This window comes from Pantoea sp. X85, assembly GCF_029623675.1.
Taxonomy (GTDB): Bacteria; Pseudomonadota; Gammaproteobacteria; order Enterobacterales; family Enterobacteriaceae; genus Pantoea; species Pantoea leporis.
Genome location: NZ_CP121108.1, coordinates 767,467 through 784,415 on the forward strand (window position 1 = coordinate 767,467; position 16,949 = coordinate 784,415).

Consider the following 16,949-nt stretch of genomic DNA (forward strand, 5'->3'; position numbering starts at 1 on the left):
AAAGAGAAGGGCGACAGGATGTCGCCCTTGTTGCCTCAGCGTAAGAACGCGGGCTGATTGGTCTCGTAGCTGGAGATAGACGCTTCGTGTTGCAGCGTCAGGCCAATGCTGTCGAGGCCGTTGATCATGCAGTGACGGCGGAAGCTGTCGATTTCGAAGCTATAAGTCTTATCGCCTGCGGTTACAGTTTGCGCTTCCAGATCCACGGTGAAGGTGATGCCCGGCTGCGCGGCAACCAGTTTGAACATCTCATCCACTTCTTCATCGCTCAGCTTCACCGGCAGCAGCTGGTTGTTAAAGCTATTGCCGTAGAAAATGTCGGCGAAGCTTGGCGCGATAACCACATGGAAGCCGAAGTCGGTCAGCGCCCACGGTGCGTGCTCACGTGATGAACCACAGCCAAAGTTTTCACGCGCCAGCAAAATGCTGGTGCCTTTGAACTCCGGTTTGTTCAGGACAAAGCTGGCGGTTGGCACGGTGCCAGCATCATCTTCAAAACGCCAGTCGTGGAACAGATGCGCGCCAAAACCGGTGCGCGTCACTTTCTGCAGGAACTGCTTTGGAATAATGGCATCAGTATCGACGTTGGCTGCATCCAATGGCGCCACAATGCCGGTGTGTTGAGTAAATTTGTTCGCCATGGCTTACGCTCCCTGAGTCAATTCACGAATGTCGGCAAAGCGACCGGTTACGGCAGCGGCAGCGGCCATCGCCGGGCTCACCAGATGAGTTCGTCCACCGCGGCCCTGACGGCCTTCAAAGTTACGGTTGCTGGTTGATGCGCAACGTTCGCCTGGATTGAGGCGGTCGTTGTTCATGGCCAGACACATGGAGCAACCCGGTAAACGCCATTCAAAACCGGCTTCGAGGAAGATTTTGTCCAGACCTTCGGCTTCGGCTTGTGCTTTTACCGGACCCGAACCTGGCACCACCATCGCCACCACGCCCGGCGCCACTTTACGGCCTTTGGCAATCGCAGCAGCAGCGCGCAGATCTTCAATACGTGAGTTGGTGCAGGAACCGATAAACACTTTATCGATCGCCACGTCAGTCAGTTTGATGCCTGGCTGCAGATCCATGTAAGCCAGCGCTTTCTCTGCTGAGGCGCGCTCAACCGGATCGGCAAAGGATTGTGGATTCGGAATCGCTTGATCTACCGCCATTACCTGGCCTGGATTGGTGCCCCAGGTCACTTGCGGAGCGATATCTTCCGCGTGCAGCGTGACGATGCTGTCGAATTTGGCATCGCTGTCAGACTTCAGCGTGCGCCAGTAAGCGACCGCTTGTTCCCACTGCTCGCCCTTCGGCGAGAACTGCTTGTCTTTCAGATAATTGAAAGTGGTGTCGTCCGGCGCGACCAGGCCCGCTTTGGCGCCCATTTCAATCGCCATGTTACACAGCGTCATGCGGCCTTCCATGCTCAGCGCTTCGATCGCGGGGCCACAGAATTCGACAACGTGACCGGTACCGCCAGCGCTGCCGGTTTTACCGATAATGGCCAACACAATGTCTTTGGCGGTAATGCCTGGCGCCGCTTCGCCCAGCACTTCAATCTTCATGGTCTTCGCGCGGCCCTGTTTCAGGGTTTGCGTGGCAAACACGTGCTCAACTTCGGAAGTACCGATACCGAATGCCAGCGAACCAAACGCGCCGTGCGTGGCGGTGTGGGAATCACCGCAGACGATGGTCATGCCCGGCAACGTCATACCTTGCTCTGGCCCAATGACGTGCACGATGCCCTGGAACGGGTGATTCAGGTCATACAGCTGAATGCCGAACTCAGCACAGTTTTTCATCAGCTCTTGCATCTGAATACGCGCCATCTCGCCAGACGCATTGATGTCTTTGGTCTGCGTCGAAACGTTGTGATCCATGGTGGCGAAGGTTTTCGACGGCTGACGCACTTTGCGCCCGTGCGCACGCAGACCATCAAAGGCCTGCGGCGACGTCACTTCATGGATCAGATGGCGATCGATATAGAGTAACGGCGTTTCGTTCGGGGTTTCGTTAACGACATGTGCATCAAATAACTTCTGATATAAGCTTTTCATTTTATTATTTTTCCTCGGCGATGAAACCGGCAATGATGCTGCCCATCTCATCTGTGCTCACGGCTTTGCCGTCACCGGCCAAATCACGGGTGCGATAACCCGCTTCCAGCGCACGGCTCACGGCGCGTTCAATGCTTGCGGCGGCTTCATCCGCATTCAGGCTGTAACGCAACAGCAGTGACAGCGACAGAATCTGCGCAATCGGGTTAGCGATGTTCTGACCGGCGATATCCGGTGCGGAACCGCCCGCTGGCTCAAACAGGCCAAAACCTTCTTCATTCAGGCTGGCGGAAGGCAGCAAGCCCATCGAACCGGTAATCATCGCGCATTCGTCTGACAGGATGTCGCCAAACAGGTTAGAACACAGCAGCACGTCAAACTGTGATGGATCTTTAATCAGCTGCATGGTGGCGTTATCGATGTACATGTGGCTCAACTGCACATCCGGATAATCTTTTGCCACTTCGTTCACAATTTCGCGCCACATGACGGAAGTCTGCAAAACGTTGGCTTTGTCAATTGAGGTGACGATGTTGCGGCGCTTACGCGCGGATTCAAACGCGATACGCGCGATGCGCTCGATTTCGAAACGATGATAAACCTCAGTATCGAAAGCGCGCTCGTGCGGGCCGCTGCCTTCGCGGCCTTTCGGCTGACCGAAGTAGATGCCGCCGGTCAGTTCACGCACGCACAGGATGTCGAAACCGCGTCCGGCGATATCGCTACGCAGCGGGCAGAACGCTTCCAGGCCTTTATACAGCGCAGCAGGTCGCAGGTTGCTGAACAGCTTGAAGTGCTTACGCAGCGGCAACAGCGCACCGCGCTCGGGTTGCTGCGCAGGTGGCAGATGCTCCCATTTCGGGCCACCTACCGAGCCAAACAGAATTGCATCTGCCTGCTCTGCGCCGGCAACGGTAGCCGGTGGCAGCGGTTCACCATGACGATCGATGGCGATACCGCCAACATCATATTCGCTGGTGGTGATACGCATGTCGAAACGCGTACGAATTGCATCGAGAACTTTCATGGCCTGCGCCATCACTTCCGGACCAATTCCGTCGCCTGGCAATACCGCGATATGAGAAGACTTAGACATAATTACACCGTTTCCTTCTGATCTTTAAATTTACGCTGCAGTTCTTTTTCCACCTGCTTAGCACGCCAAATATTGTTCAACGCGTTCACCATCGCTTTCGCCGATGATTCGACGATATCGGTCGCCAGGCCAACGCCGTGGAATTTACGACCGTTGTAATTGACCACAATATCGACCTGACCCAGCGCGTTCTCGCCGTGGCCTTTCGCCGTCAGCTTGTAGTTAATCAGCTCGGCTTCAAAGCCGGTGATGCGGTTGATTGCCTGATAGACCGCATCAACCGGACCGTTACCGGTTGCGGCGTCAGCTTTGGTCTCTTCACCGCAGCCCAATTGCACGGAGGCCGTTGCGGTTACGCTGGAGCCGGTCTGCACGTTGAATTCGTTGAGCTCGAAATATTCTGGCTCTTCGTTCTGCTTGTTGATAAAGGCCAACGCTTCCAGGTCGTAATCGAACACCTGACCTTTCTTGTCGGCCAGCTTCAGGAAGGCGTCGTACAACGTGTCGAGGTTGTAATCGGACTCTTTGTAACCCATCTCTTCCATGCGGTGTTTCACCGCAGCGCGGCCAGAACGGGAAGTCAGGTTCAGCTGGATTTTGTGCAGGCCGATAGATTCTGGCGTCAGAATTTCGTAGTTTTCGCGATTCTTCAGCACGCCGTCCTGGTGAATACCGGAAGAGTGGGCGAAGGCGTTAGAACCGACCACCGCTTTGTTGGCTGGAATCGGCATGTTGCAGATTTGGCTCACGGTTTGGCTGGTGCGGTAGATTTCCTGATGATTGATGTTGGTGTGGACGTTCATGATCTGCTGGCGGGTTTTGATCGCCATAATCACTTCTTCCAGCGCACAGTTACCGGCGCGTTCGCCTAAACCGTTCAGCGTACCTTCAACCTGACGCGCACCGGCCAATACCGCAGCGATGGCGTTGCCGGTCGCCATACCCAAATCGTCGTGGGTGTGAACCGACAAGATGGCTTTATCGATATTTGGAACGCGTGCCACCAGTTGGCCAATGATGTTGGCGTATTCGCCTGGCAAGGTGTAGCCGACGGTGTCCGGAATGTTGATGGTGGTTGCACCGGCATTGATCGCGGCTTCAACCATGCGGCACAAATCGTCGATTGGCGTACGCCCGCCATCTTCACAGGAAAACTCAACGTCGTCGGTGTAGTTGCGGGCGCGTTTGATCATGTGCACTGCGCGTTCAATCACTTCTGGCAGTGTGCTTCGCAATTTGGTGGCGATGTGCATCGGCGAAGTCGCGATGAAGGTGTGAATACGGAACGCTTCAGCCACACGCAGTGATTCGTATGCGGCGTCAATGTCCTTCTCAACGCAGCGTGCCAGTCCGCAGACGCGGCTGTTTTTAATGGTACGAGCGATGGTTTGTACGGATTCAAAATCGCCTGGAGAGGAAACGGGGAAGCCCACTTCCATTACATCCACGCCCATACGTTCCAACGCCAGAGCGATTTGCAGTTTTTCTTTAACACTCAGGCTGGCCTGTAAAGCCTGTTCGCCATCACGCAGAGTGGTATCGAAAATAATAACTTGCTGGCTCATCGTAATCTTCCTTATGCATTAACTTTGCCGGTGCTACGAGCATAAAAAAACCCGCGCATTGGCGCGGGTTTCTTAAACTTCTGCAGGTTCGAATCAGTTGTTGATTCCGCCCACTAGTCTACCGCGCAAACTGGATGCGTTTAGTAGTAGACCGAGTAGGCGGAAAGAATGAAACATGAGTCAAACCTCGTAAATTGAGTGCTGCACGTATTGGTACTGGAATTGACGTGTGAAGTCAACCTTAAGTACAAGGGTATTTCTGTGAAGTCAGAAGGGCGATGTGCTGTGATTTTTCGGCTGCGCAGAGCAATGACATTAATTAGCAACAGAATAAGTGAATCCATCCACTTAAAAAATCGTTTAGAAAATAGAATTTATTTTAAATTGTTGATAATTAAAATTTTAAGTTGCTAATGCGCATTACTGATAAAACAAGATTAGGCTTGTTGTTAAGAAGAATATGATGTGATCAGGTCGTTTTATAGATAATCACGCCAGAAAGTAATTATCACAAAAGATTGTGGACTGAGTGGTCAGGCAATATGAAAATCATATTTCTTAGAACACGCTGCAAATAATCTATAAACCAGCATTTTCCTCTGTGGTTATGACGAAGCATTAGTTTAATCCTCGCAGGCAATAATCACGCATCAGTGCCTTTATTGCCGGATCGGGCGCGACGTGGCGTCCTGGCGTTTGCAGGGCGGGTTGTCTGCGGTTATGGTAATCGACCTACTCTCAAATAATTAACTCATGTAGATTCCCTGTACCTGGAAGGCGGACAGAACGCCGCCTTCTGAGCATAAACATAAGGTTTTGATCTTAATTGGCGATCGGGGGCCGGATATCAGTGGCGTGCGGGAAACGCGAACGTCAGTGGATTCAGTCCCTCAAGCCTGGAGGCAGAAAATGGAGATGTTGTCAGGAGCCGAAATGGTCGTCCGTTCGTTAATCGATCAGGGCGTTAAGCAGGTATTCGGTTATCCGGGCGGAGCGGTGCTCGATATTTACGATGCGCTGCAAACGGTCGGTGGTATTGACCACGTATTGGTCCGTCATGAACAAGGCGCGGTGCATATGGCCGATGGCCTTGCGCGTGCGACCGGTGAAGTGGGCGTGGTGCTAGTGACTTCCGGTCCGGGCGCCACCAACGCGATTACCGGTATTGCAACCGCCTATATGGATTCGATCCCGATGGTAATTCTTTCGGGTCAGGTGCCTTCGTCACTGATTGGTTACGATGCGTTCCAGGAGTGCGACATGGTCGGCATCTCCCGCCCGGTGGTGAAGCACAGCTTCCTGGTGAAAAACGCCGAAGAGATCCCAACCGTGTTGAAAAAGGCCTTCTGGCTGGCAGCAAGCGGTCGCCCGGGACCGGTGGTGATCGATCTGCCAAAAGATATCCTGAATCCCGCCAACAAGCTGCCGTACGTCTGGCCGGAAACAGTGAGCATGCGCTCATACAATCCGACCATTCAGGGCCATAAAGGACAGATTAAGCGCGCGCTGCAAACGTTACTGGCAGCACACAAGCCGGTGATTTACGCCGGCGGCGGCGCGATTATGTCGGGCTGCGAAGCCGAGCTGCTGCAGCTGGCAGAGCAACTGAATATTCCGGTAACGACCTCGCTGATGGGCTTGGGCGTGTTCCCTGGCACACATCGTCAGTGTGTCGGCATGCTGGGGATGCACGGCACTTACGAAGCCAACATGACCATGCACAATGCCGATCTGATTTTCGGTATTGGCGTGCGCTTCGACGACCGCACCACCAACAATCTGGCGAAGTACTGCCCGAACGCCACCATCATGCATATCGATGTCGATCCGACGTCGATCTCCAAAACGGTCAGCGCCGACATTCCAATCGTTGGCGATGCGAAGCAGACGCTGGCACAGATGTTAGAGCTGCTGGCGCAAAGCGATGCGAAGCAGGAACTTGATAGCCTGCGCGACTGGTGGCAGACCATTGAAGGCTGGCGCGGTCGCAAGTGCCTGGAATTCGATCGTACCAGCGACAAAATCAAACCGCAGGCAGTCATCGAGACCATCTGTCGTTTGACCAAAGGCGAAGCTTACGTGACGTCTGACGTTGGTCAGCATCAGATGTTTGCCGCACTTTACTACCAGTTCGACAAGCCGCGTCGCTGGATCAACTCCGGCGGCTTAGGCACCATGGGCTTCGGCTTGCCTGCAGCGTTAGGTGTGAAGATGGCGCTGCCGGATGAGACGGTTATCTGCGTGACCGGCGATGGCAGTATCCAGATGAACATTCAGGAGCTGTCGACCGCACTGCAGTACGATTTACCGGTGCTGGTATTAAACCTCAACAACGGCTTCCTCGGCATGGTTAAGCAGTGGCAGGACATGATTTACTCGGGCCGCCACTCGCAGTCCTACATGCAATCGCTGCCTGACTTCGTGCGTCTGGCCGAAGCGTATGGGCATGTGGGCATTTCCATTGCGCATCCGGCGGAGCTGGAAGAGAAGCTGCAGCTGGCACTGGATACGCTGGCGAAAGGCCGTCTGGTGTTTGTCGATGTAAACATTGACGGCAGCGAGCACGTTTACCCGATGCAAATTCGTGGTGGTTCGATGGATGAGATGTGGCTGAGCAAAACGGAGAGGACTTAATTATGCGTCGTATTTTATCGGTTCTGCTGGAAAACGAATCCGGCGCATTGTCCCGCGTAGTGGGGCTGTTCTCTCAACGTGGCTATAACATCGAAAGCCTGACTGTGGCACCGACCGATGATCCCACTTTGTCACGCATGACCATTCAAACGGTCGGCGACGCGAAAGTACTGGAGCAGATTGAGAAGCAGCTGCACAAGCTGGTGGACGTGTTACGTGTCAGCGAGCTGGGTCAGGGCGCTTACGTTGAGCGTGAGATCATGCTGGTGAAAATCCAGGCCAGCGGTTACGGCCGTGAAGAAGTGAAGCGCAGCGCGGAAATTTTCCGTGGTCAGATTATCGATGTCACACCAACGCTTTACACGGTTCAGCTGGCGGGCACCAGCGATAAACTCGATGCGTTTCTCAACACCGTGCGTGACGTGGCAGAAATTGTCGAAGTGGCGCGCTCAGGAATTGTGGGTGTGTCGCGCGGCGATCGCGTGATGCGTTAATCACCCAAAGTAACGATTTCATCTGATTCTAACCCGGCGAAATGCTGGGTTTTTTTATTTTATGCGCTTAACCAGGATGCGAGAGAAAAGCGGTTGCTCGGCGTAGTGTTCTGCGGTTAGATGTTACAAATGTTTTACCCATGGCTACTCTGCGGATATTTTCGTCAGCGCTGGCTTATCAGAATTAAGGTGTCACCGTGAAACTGGATGAAATTGCGCGCCTGGCAGGCGTGTCGCGCACCACGGCCAGCTATGTAATTAATGGCAAAGCGCGGCAGTATCGTGTCAGCGAAAAAACCGTCGAAAAAGTGATGGCGGTGGTGCGTGAACACAACTATCACCCCAATGCCGTCGCGGCTGGGCTGCGCGCCGGGCGCACACGTTCAATTGGCCTCGTGATCCCCGATCTGGAAAACACCAGTTACACGCGCATTGCGAATTATCTGGAGCGTCAGGCGCGTCAGCGCGGCTATCAGCTGCTGATTGCCTGCTCAGAAGATCAGCCAGACAACGAAATGCGCTGCATCGAGCATTTGTTGCAGCGCCAGGTTGATGCCATCATTGTTTCAACTTCACTGCCACCAGAGCATCCGTTCTATCAGCGTTGGATCAACGATCCGTTACCGATTATCGCGCTGGACCGTGCGCTGGATCGTGAACACTTTACCAGTGTAGTGGGTGCCGATCAGGATGATGCGCAGGCGCTGGCGGCTGAATTGCGTCAGCTACCGGTGAAAAATGTGCTGTTCCTCGGCGCGCTGCCTGAGTTGTCGGTCAGCTTCCTGCGTGAGTTAGGTTTCCGCGATGCGTGGAAAGATGATGAGCGGCCAATTGATTACATCTACTGCAACAGTTTCGATCGGGCCGCCGCTGCGGCGCTGTTTGAGAAGTACCTCGAAGATCATCCGATGCCGGAGGCACTTTTCACCACATCGTTTGGGCTGCTGCAGGGCGTAATGGACATTACGCTGAAGCGTGATGGTCGCCTGCCGACGGATTTAGCGATCGCCACCTTTGGCGACCATGAATTGCTGGATTTCCTCGAGTGCCCGGTGCTGGCGGTGGGGCAACGTCACCGCGACGTGGCTGAGCGCGTGCTGGAACTGGTGTTAGCCTCGCTAGATGAACCACGTAAACCCAAGCCTGGTTTAACCCGTATCCGTCGCAATTTATTCCGCCGCGGACAATTAAGTCGCCGCTCTAAATGAAATGCTGGGCAGTTCGCTGCCCAGCATTTATTAATCCTGTCGATATTTTGAAACCTTAGGGCGTAAATAAGCGTAAATAATCGCCACTCCAGCTAACAATTTAACCTTGCTGACTTTTCTTAATTGTTTACATGTTCACCAGTGAGGCGCGGCAGAGCTGGCGCGATGATGCTGGGCTTCCTTTCAGAAATCCCCTAAAATGCCGCCGCTGTCGCAGATTGCGGGGCAATTATATTTTTGCGCTGGAGCGCTTTATTTTTCACCATTTTTCCTCGTGCAGAAATTTTTATTCAATTATTCATCAGGTTAATTTTTTATTTTACGAATCCATGTCGATTAATTCCCTCATTGATTAATTTCACCCGATGTAAATAGTGATATTCACTTGCCGTTGCGGCTTGACAAGGATTTCATCGGCTCCGTAAACTCGTTTCGTGGTAAAAAGTGGGATAAAGTGGTGAAAACGGGTGATTGAGGGGTAAGGCTGGCATGTTCCGTGGAGCAACGTTAGTCAATCTCGACAGCAAAGGACGATTAGCAGTACCAACGCGCTATCGAGAATTGCTTGTCGCAGAGTCTCAGGGGCAAATGGTATGCACCATTGACCTCCACCAGCCATGCCTGCTGCTTTATACCCTGCCCGAATGGGAAATCATTGAGAAAAAGCTGTCTCGCTTATCCAGCATGAATCCTGCCGAGCGTCGCGTACAGCGACTGCTGTTGGGACATGCCAGTGAATGCCAGATGGATAATGCGGGTCGTTTGTTGTTGGCGAACACGTTACGTCAACATGCCGGCCTGACCAAAGAAGTGATGCTGGTTGGACAGTTCAATAAGTTTGAGCTGTGGGATGAACAGACCTGGTATCAACAAGTTAAGGATGATATTGACACAGAACAGTCGGCTCAGGAGCCTTTATCTGAGCGGTTGCAGGACTTGTCGCTATAGCTATGCAGGAAAATTTCAAACACACCACAGTGCTGCTGGATGAGGCGGTAAACGGCCTCAATATCAGGGAAGACGGCATTTATATTGATGGCACTTTTGGTCGCGGCGGTCACTCGCGCTTAATCCTTTCGCAGCTTGGTGAGAAAGGGCAACTGATAGCGATTGATCGCGATCCGCAAGCGATAGCCGCAGCCGCTGAGATAAACGATCCGCGCTTCTCGATCGTCCACGGGCCGTTTTCGGCTTTGGCAGAATACGTTGAAGAGCGCGGGCTGACCGGCAAGATCGATGGCGTTCTGCTCGATCTGGGCGTCTCTTCTCCGCAACTGGATGATGCCGAACGTGGCTTCTCCTTTATGCGTGATGGGCCACTGGATATGCGTATGGATCCAACACGCGGGCAATCGGCCGCCGAATGGCTGATGAGCGCAGAGGAGGCGGATATCGCTTTCGTGATCAAGACCTACGGCGAAGAGCGTTTCGGTAAACGGATTGCGCGCGCCATCGTAGAGCGTAACCGCGACCAGCCGATGACACGCACCAAAGAGCTGGCGACGGTGATTGCCGCCGCCATGCCCGTCAAAGACAAATTTAAGCACCCGGCAACGCGTACTTTCCAGGCGATTCGTATCTGGATCAACAGTGAGCTGGAAGAGATCGATACCGCGCTGAAAGGGGCCTTGTCGGTTCTTGCGCCAGGCGGCAGGTTGTCGATCATCAGCTTCCACTCACTGGAAGATCGCTTAGTGAAGCGTTTTATGCGCGATCAGAGCCGCGGTCCTCAGGTGCCAGCAGGCATTCCGATGACGGAGTCGCAGCTTAAAGCCTTAGGCGGTCGTGAGCTGAAAACGCTGGGCAAATTGATTCCTGGCGAAGCCGAAGTGAACGAAAATCCACGTGCGCGCAGTTCGGTATTGCGTATCGCGGAGCGAACGGCCTCATGATTGGCAACGAGCGCCACAGCTTACCCGGTGTCATTGGTGGGGACTTGCTGCGATTTGGCAAGATCCCGCTGTTGCTGTTGATCGCGGTGCTGGTGTCCTCGGTAATGGTCGTGACCACCACGCATAAGACGCGCCTGTTAACGGCGCAGCGTGAACAGCTGGTGCTGGAGCGTGATGCGCTCGATATCGAATGGCGCAACCTGATTCTTGAAGAGAACGCACTGGGCGATCACAGCCGCGTAGAGCGGATAGCAACCGATAAACTGCAAATGCAGCATGTTGATCCTTCGCAGGAAAATATTGTGGTGCAGAAATAAGGAATCGCAGAACTCAATGAGTGGCGCAGGCAAAACGCTAAAGTTAAAAAAACAAGAAGATAAGGCCAGCTTTGTAAGCTGGCGCTTTGCGTTACTGTGCGGGTGCATTTTACTGGCGCTGGGCGGACTGCTGTCGCGCGTAGCGTGGCTGCAGGTGATCAACCCTGACAAGCTGGTGAAAGAGGGCGATTTGCGTTCGCTGCGCGTGCAATCGGTGCCAACCGCGCGCGGTATGATCAGCGATCGTGCCGGTCGTCCGCTGGCGGTGAGCGTGCCGGTGAATGCGATCTGGGCCGATCCGAAAGAGCTGACCGAACACGGCGGCGTCTCGCTGGATAGTCGCTGGAAAGCGCTGTCGGATGCGTTATCGATCCCCCTCGATCAGCTTGCTGCACGTATCAATGCCAACCCGAAAGGGCGCTTTGTCTATCTGGCGCGCCAGGTGAATCCAGCGATTGGCGAGTATGTGAAAAAGCTTAAGCTGCCGGGCATCTACCTGCGTGAAGAGTCGCGCCGCTACTATCCGGCGGGCCAGGTGACCGCGCACTTGATTGGTTTTACCAACATTGATGGCCAGGGCATTGAAGGCATCGAAAAAAGCTTCGATAAATGGCTGACCGGCGCACCGGGTGAACGTACGGTGCGTAAAGACCGCAACGGCCGAGTCATTGAAGATATCTCCTCGGTAGATAGCCGCGCTGCGCACAACCTGACGCTAAGCATTGATGAACGTCTGCAGGCGCTGGTGTACCGCGAACTGAATAATGCCGTGGCGTTCAACAAAGCCGAATCAGGCACCGCGGTGCTGGTGGATGTAAACACCGGCGAAGTGCTGGCGATGGCGAACAGCCCCGCTTACAACCCGAATAATCTCAGCAACACGCCGAAAGACGTGATGCGTAACCGCGCTATTACCGACATCTTCGAGCCAGGTTCCACCGTGAAACCGATGGTGGTGATGACGGCTTTGCAGCGCGGTGTGGTGAAAGAGAACAGCGTACTGAATACCGTGCCGTACCGCGTCAATGGTCATGAGATCAAAGACGTGGCGCGCTACAACGAATTGACCCTTACCGGGGTTTTACAGAAGTCGAGTAACGTCGGGGTTTCACGTTTGGCGTTAGCGATGCCCTCCTCAGCACTTGTAGATACTTACGCGCGCTTTGGACTGGGTAAACCGACCAATTTGGGGCTGGTCGGGGAAAGTAGTGGCTTATACCCTCAAAAACAACGGTGGTCTGACATAGAGAGGGCCACCTTCTCTTTCGGCTACGGGCTAATGGTAACGCCGTTACAGTTAGCGCGAGTCTACGCAACCATTGGCAGCTACGGCATCAATCGCCCGCTGTCGATCACCAAAGTTGACCCGCCAGTGGCGGGGGAACGCGTTTTCCAGGAAGACCTGGTGAAAACGGTGATGCACATGATGGAAAGCGTTGCGTTGCCTGGCGGTGGTGGGGTGAAAGCCGCCATCAAGGGCTATCGCATTGCCATCAAAACCGGTACCGCCAAGAAAGTTGGACCGGATGGACGTTACGTCAACAAATACATTGCTTATACCGCAGGCGTTGCGCCTGCCAGCCGTCCTCGTTTTGCGCTGGTGGTGGTGATCAACGATCCCCAGGCCGGTAAATATTATGGTGGTGCGGTTTCAGCACCGGTGTTTGGCGCCATCATGGGCGGCGTATTGCGTACCATGAATATCGAACCTGATGCGCTGCCAACAGTTGATAAGAACGAGTTGGTGAAGAATAGAAGTGAGGAATCAAGTGACAGATCGTAACCTGCGCGACTTACTGGCCCCGTGGGTGCCGGGTGCGCCGGCGCGTCCACTCCGTGACATGACACTAGATAGCCGCGCGGCGGCTTCTGGCGATCTGTTTATCGCCGTGGCGGGTCATCATGCTGATGGACGTCGTTTTATTCCGCAGGCTATTGCACAAGGCGTAGCGGCAGTGATTGCCGAAGCCGAAGGCGAAGCCAGCGATGGAGATATCCGCGAGATGCATGGCGTCCCGGTTATCTATCTGGCGCAGTTGCAGCAGCGTCTCTCTGCACTGGCCGGACGCTTTTATCAGCAGCCTGCAAGCAAACTGAAATTGATTGGTGTTACTGGCACTAACGGCAAAACCACCACCACGCAACTGATGGCGCAGTGGGCCAATCTGCTCGGTGAAACCGGCGCAGTGATGGGCACGGTAGGCAATGGCCTTTACGGTCAACTGGTGGCAACCGAAAACACCACCGGTTCTGCGGTGGATGTGCAGCATGTGCTGAATGATTTAGCCGGGCAGGGCGCAACCCTGACGGCAATGGAAGTCTCCTCGCACGGCTTGGTGCAGCATCGCGTTGCCGCCTTGCCGTTTGCGGCCGCGGTATTTACTAACCTGAGCCGCGATCACCTCGATTATCACGGTGATATGGAGAGTTATGAATCTGCTAAATGGTTACTGTTCTCTGAGCATCAGGTCGCTGAAGCCATCATCAATGCTGATGATGAAGTGGGCCGTCGCTGGCTGGCGAAATTGCCGGATGCGGTAGCAGTCACCATGGAAGACAATCTGCAATCGGGCTGTCATGGCCGCTGGCTGAAAGCCACGGCGGTGGATTATCACGACGGCGGTGCGCATATTCAGTTCAGCTCCAGCTGGGGTAACGGCGAGTTTGATAGCCGCCTGATGGGCGCTTTCAACGTGAGCAACCTATTGCTGGCGCTGGGTACGCTGCTGGCGCTGGATTACCCGCTTGATGCGCTGGTTGCTACTGCACCGCAGCTGCAGCCGGTGTGTGGTCGCATGGAAGTATTCACTGCGCCAGACAAACCTACGGTGGTTGTCGATTACGCTCACACGCCTGATGCACTGGAAAAAGCGCTGGAAGCGGCGCGTCTGCACTGTAAAGGCCAGCTGTGGTGCGTGTTTGGCTGCGGTGGCGATCGTGACAAAGGCAAACGTCCGCTGATGGGCGCGATTGCTGAGCAATTCTCCGACATCGTCGTGATCACCGACGATAATCCGCGCAGCGAAGAGCCGATGGCGATTGTGAATGACATTCTCACCGGCTTGCTCGATCCGGGCCGCGCACGCGTGGTTTCCGGTCGTGCGCAGGCGGTCACCAACGCCGTGATGCAAGCCAGCGCCGACGACATCGTGTTGGTGGCCGGAAAAGGCCACGAAGATTATCAAATCATTGGCAACCGCCGTTTGGATTATTCCGACCGCGACACCGTCGCCCGTTTGTTGGGGGTGATGGCATGATTCCCGTTTCTCTCAATACGCTGGCCGAAATCAGCGGCGGTCAACTGCACGGCGCTGATTTAACCCTTGCCGATGTCACCACCGATACTCGCAAAGTTACCGCCGGCAGCCTGTTTGTGGCGCTGGTGGGTGAACGTTTTGATGCTCACGACTTCGCTAACGATGCCATTGCCAACGGCGCGCAGGCGCTGCTGGTCAGTAAGCTGCTGCCGGTTTCAATACCGCAAGTGGTTGTGGCTGATACGCGGATTGCTTTTGGGCAACTCGCCGCGTGGGTACGCCAACAGGCGAATGCTCGCGTGGTTGCGTTGACCGGTTCATCTGGCAAAACCTCGGTCAAAGAGATGACCGCCGCGATTTTGCGTCAGTGTGGCGAAACGCTTTACACGGCTGGCAACCTGAACAACGACTTCGGCGTACCAATGACGCTGCTGCGTCTCACCAAAGAGCATGCTTACGCGGTGATCGAGTTAGGTGCCAACCATCAGGGTGAAATTGCCTACACCACCGATCTGGTGCGTCCGGAAACTGCGCTGGTGAATAACCTTGCTGCTGCCCATCTGGAAGGCTTTGGCTCGCTGGCGGGTGTGGCGAAAGCCAAAGGCGAAATTTTTGGCGGCTTGCCGGTACACGGTACCGCCATCGTCAACGCTGACAGCAACGATCTGGCCAACTGGAAATCACAGTTTGCAGATAAAACCTTGTGGCGCTTCTCGCCGCAGCCGATGGCTGATGCAGAGTTCCGCGCCAGCGAAATCGTGCTGCGAGCCGATGCCACGCTGTTCACGCTGCATACGCCACGCGGTGATATCGCCGTGGAGCTGCCGCTGCCGGGCCGTCATAACATCTCGAATGCGTTAGCCGCTGCAGCGCTGGCATTGTCAGTAGATGCGCCGCTGTCGGCGATTCAAGCTGGCCTTAAAACCTTGCAGGCTGTTCCTGGTCGACTGTTCCCGATTCGCCTGGCGGCCAATCAACTGCTGCTGGATGACAGCTACAACGCCAATGTCGGTTCTATGACTGCCGCCGCACAGGTGCTAGGCGATATGCCGGGCTACCGCGTGATGGTAGTGGGCGATATGGCTGAATTGGGTGATGAAGCCGAACTGTGTCATCGCCAGGTCGGCGATGCGGCCAAAGCGGCCGGTGTCGATCGCGTGCTGAGCATTGGGACTCTGAGCCAGCTGATTGGCGAAAACAGCGGTAAAGGCGAGCATTTCGCCACAAAAACCGCGCTAACTGAACGTTTACGCACATTGCTGTCCGAACATCAGGACATCACTATTTTGGTTAAAGGTTCACGTAGTGCCGCCATGGAGCAGGTAGTACAGAGCTTACAGGAGAAAGGAACATGCTAGTCTGGCTGGCCGAACATCTGGTCGCATTTTATTCCGGCTTTAACGTCTTCTCGTATCTGACGTTTCGCGCCATTGTCAGCCTGCTGACCGCCTTGTTCATTTCTCTGTGGATGGGCCCGCGCCTGATTGCCTGGCTGCAGAAGCTGCAGATCGGTCAGGTGGTGCGTAACGACGGTCCAGAGTCACACTTCAGCAAACGCGGCACGCCAACCATGGGCGGCGTGATGATCCTCACCTCAATCACCATTTCGGTGCTGATGTGGGCCTATCCGTCTAATCCATACGTCTGGTGCGTACTGGTGGTGCTGGTCGGTTTTGGCATCATCGGCTTTGTGGATGACTATCGTAAGGTGGTGCGCAAAGACACCAAAGGCCTGATCGCGCGCTGGAAATATTTCTGGATGTCAGTAATTTCGCTGGCGGTTGCGTTCGCGCTGTTTATCGCCGGTAAAGATACGCCAGCAACGCAGCTGGTGGTGCCGTTCTTTAAAGACGTGATGCCGCAGCTGGGCCTGTTCTATGTGGTGCTGGCCTACTTCGTGATTGTCGGTACCGGCAACGCTGTTAACTTAACGGATGGTCTTGATGGCTTAGCCATTATGCCAACGGTGTTCGTGGCAGCAGGCTTTGCGCTGGTGGCGTGGGCGACCGGTAACGTTAAATTTGCCGAATATCTGCACATTCCTTATTTACGGCACGCGGGCGAATTAGTGATTGTCTGCACCGCGATTGTCGGAGCCGGACTCGGATTTTTGTGGTTCAACACCTATCCAGCGCAAGTGTTCATGGGCGATGTCGGCTCATTGGCGCTGGGTGGTGCGCTCGGCACCATCGCCGTGCTGCTGCGCCAGGAATTTTTGCTGTTAATCATGGGCGGCGTATTTGTGGTTGAAACGCTGTCGGTGATTCTGCAGGTGGGATCGTTCAAGCTGCGCGGTCAACGTATTTTCCGCATGGCACCGATTCACCATCACTATGAATTGAAAGGCTGGCCGGAGCCGCGCGTCATCGTGCGCTTCTGGATTATTTCGCTGATGCTGGTGCTGATTGGCCTGGCAACGCTGAAGGTACGTTAAT

14 protein-coding genes are annotated in these 16,949 nt (G+C 54.6%); 10 read left to right on the plus strand and 4 right to left on the minus strand.

Annotated features, from left to right (window positions below; translation table 11 throughout):
• Positions 1–35 precede the first annotated feature (35 nt).
• From leuD to leuA, 4 genes are read right to left on the minus strand one after another with little or no spacing between them, the layout of a single operon-like run.
• Complete coding sequence (leuD, locus tag P6287_RS03465; RefSeq protein ID WP_101762126.1) at positions 36–641, minus strand: 3-isopropylmalate dehydratase small subunit; 606 nt, start codon at positions 639–641, stop codon at positions 36–38.
• A gap of 3 nt (positions 642–644) precedes the next feature.
• The gene (leuC, locus tag P6287_RS03470; protein WP_101762125.1) at positions 645–2,051 is read right to left on the minus strand and encodes a 3-isopropylmalate dehydratase large subunit; all 1,407 of its coding nucleotides are present in this window, start codon (positions 2,049–2,051) and stop codon (positions 645–647) included.
• A gap of 4 nt (positions 2,052–2,055) precedes the next feature.
• A complete protein-coding gene (gene leuB / locus P6287_RS03475; RefSeq protein ID WP_101762124.1) occupies positions 2,056–3,147 on the minus strand; it encodes a 3-isopropylmalate dehydrogenase in 1,092 nt (363 codons plus the stop codon).
• A 2-nt stretch (positions 3,148–3,149) separates the two neighbouring features.
• Complete coding sequence (gene leuA / locus P6287_RS03480) at positions 3,150–4,712, minus strand: 2-isopropylmalate synthase (RefSeq protein WP_101762123.1); 1,563 nt, start codon at positions 4,710–4,712, stop codon at positions 3,150–3,152.
• Positions 4,713–5,621: 909 nt separating this feature from the next.
• Between leuA and ilvI the strand changes: the two genes are divergently transcribed.
• The 10 genes from ilvI (at position 5,622) to mraY (ending at position 16,948) form a co-directional block, all read left to right on the plus strand.
• Positions 5,622–7,346: an acetolactate synthase 3 large subunit gene (ilvI, locus tag P6287_RS03485; protein WP_137385150.1), complete on the plus strand. Its 1,725-nt coding sequence runs from the start codon at positions 5,622–5,624 to the stop codon at positions 7,344–7,346.
• Positions 7,347–7,348: 2 nt separating this feature from the next.
• Positions 7,349–7,840 (plus strand): acetolactate synthase small subunit, encoded by a 492-nt coding sequence (gene ilvN / locus P6287_RS03490; RefSeq protein ID WP_007885011.1) that lies wholly within the window; start codon positions 7,349–7,351, stop codon positions 7,838–7,840.
• Positions 7,841–8,037: 197 nt separating this feature from the next.
• Positions 8,038–9,048 carry a catabolite repressor/activator gene (cra, locus tag P6287_RS03495; RefSeq protein WP_101762121.1) on the plus strand — a complete coding sequence of 337 codons (1,011 nt, stop codon included), beginning with the start codon at positions 8,038–8,040 and terminating at the stop codon, positions 9,046–9,048.
• A 489-nt stretch (positions 9,049–9,537) separates the two neighbouring features.
• Positions 9,538–9,996, plus strand: coding sequence for a division/cell wall cluster transcriptional repressor MraZ (gene mraZ / locus P6287_RS03500; protein ID WP_007885013.1), 459 nt, complete (start codon positions 9,538–9,540; stop codon positions 9,994–9,996).
• Positions 9,997–9,998: 2 nt separating this feature from the next.
• Positions 9,999–10,940, plus strand: coding sequence for a 16S rRNA (cytosine(1402)-N(4))-methyltransferase RsmH (gene rsmH, locus P6287_RS03505; protein ID WP_101762120.1), 942 nt, complete (start codon positions 9,999–10,001; stop codon positions 10,938–10,940).
• The gene (gene ftsL / locus P6287_RS03510; RefSeq protein WP_101762119.1) at positions 10,937–11,257 is read left to right on the plus strand and encodes a cell division protein FtsL; all 321 of its coding nucleotides are present in this window, start codon (positions 10,937–10,939) and stop codon (positions 11,255–11,257) included. The genes rsmH and ftsL overlap by 4 nt, the downstream gene beginning before the upstream one ends.
• Positions 11,258–11,273: 16 nt before the next feature.
• Complete coding sequence (locus P6287_RS03515; protein WP_008108616.1) at positions 11,274–13,040, plus strand: peptidoglycan glycosyltransferase FtsI; 1,767 nt, start codon at positions 11,274–11,276, stop codon at positions 13,038–13,040.
• Positions 13,027–14,514, plus strand: a complete 1,488-nt coding sequence (murE, locus tag P6287_RS03520) for a UDP-N-acetylmuramoyl-L-alanyl-D-glutamate--2,6-diaminopimelate ligase (protein ID WP_277974515.1) — start codon at positions 13,027–13,029, stop codon at positions 14,512–14,514. The genes P6287_RS03515 and murE overlap by 14 nt, the downstream gene beginning before the upstream one ends.
• Positions 14,511–15,872, plus strand: a complete 1,362-nt coding sequence (gene murF / locus P6287_RS03525; protein ID WP_277974516.1) for a UDP-N-acetylmuramoyl-tripeptide--D-alanyl-D-alanine ligase — start codon at positions 14,511–14,513, stop codon at positions 15,870–15,872. Before murE ends, murF begins: the two co-directional genes overlap by 4 nt.
• On the plus strand, positions 15,866–16,948 hold the full coding sequence (gene mraY / locus P6287_RS03530) for a phospho-N-acetylmuramoyl-pentapeptide-transferase (protein ID WP_007888613.1): 1,083 nt from the start codon (positions 15,866–15,868) through the stop codon (positions 16,946–16,948). The genes murF and mraY overlap by 7 nt, the downstream gene beginning before the upstream one ends.
• Position 16,949 lies beyond the last annotated feature (1 nt).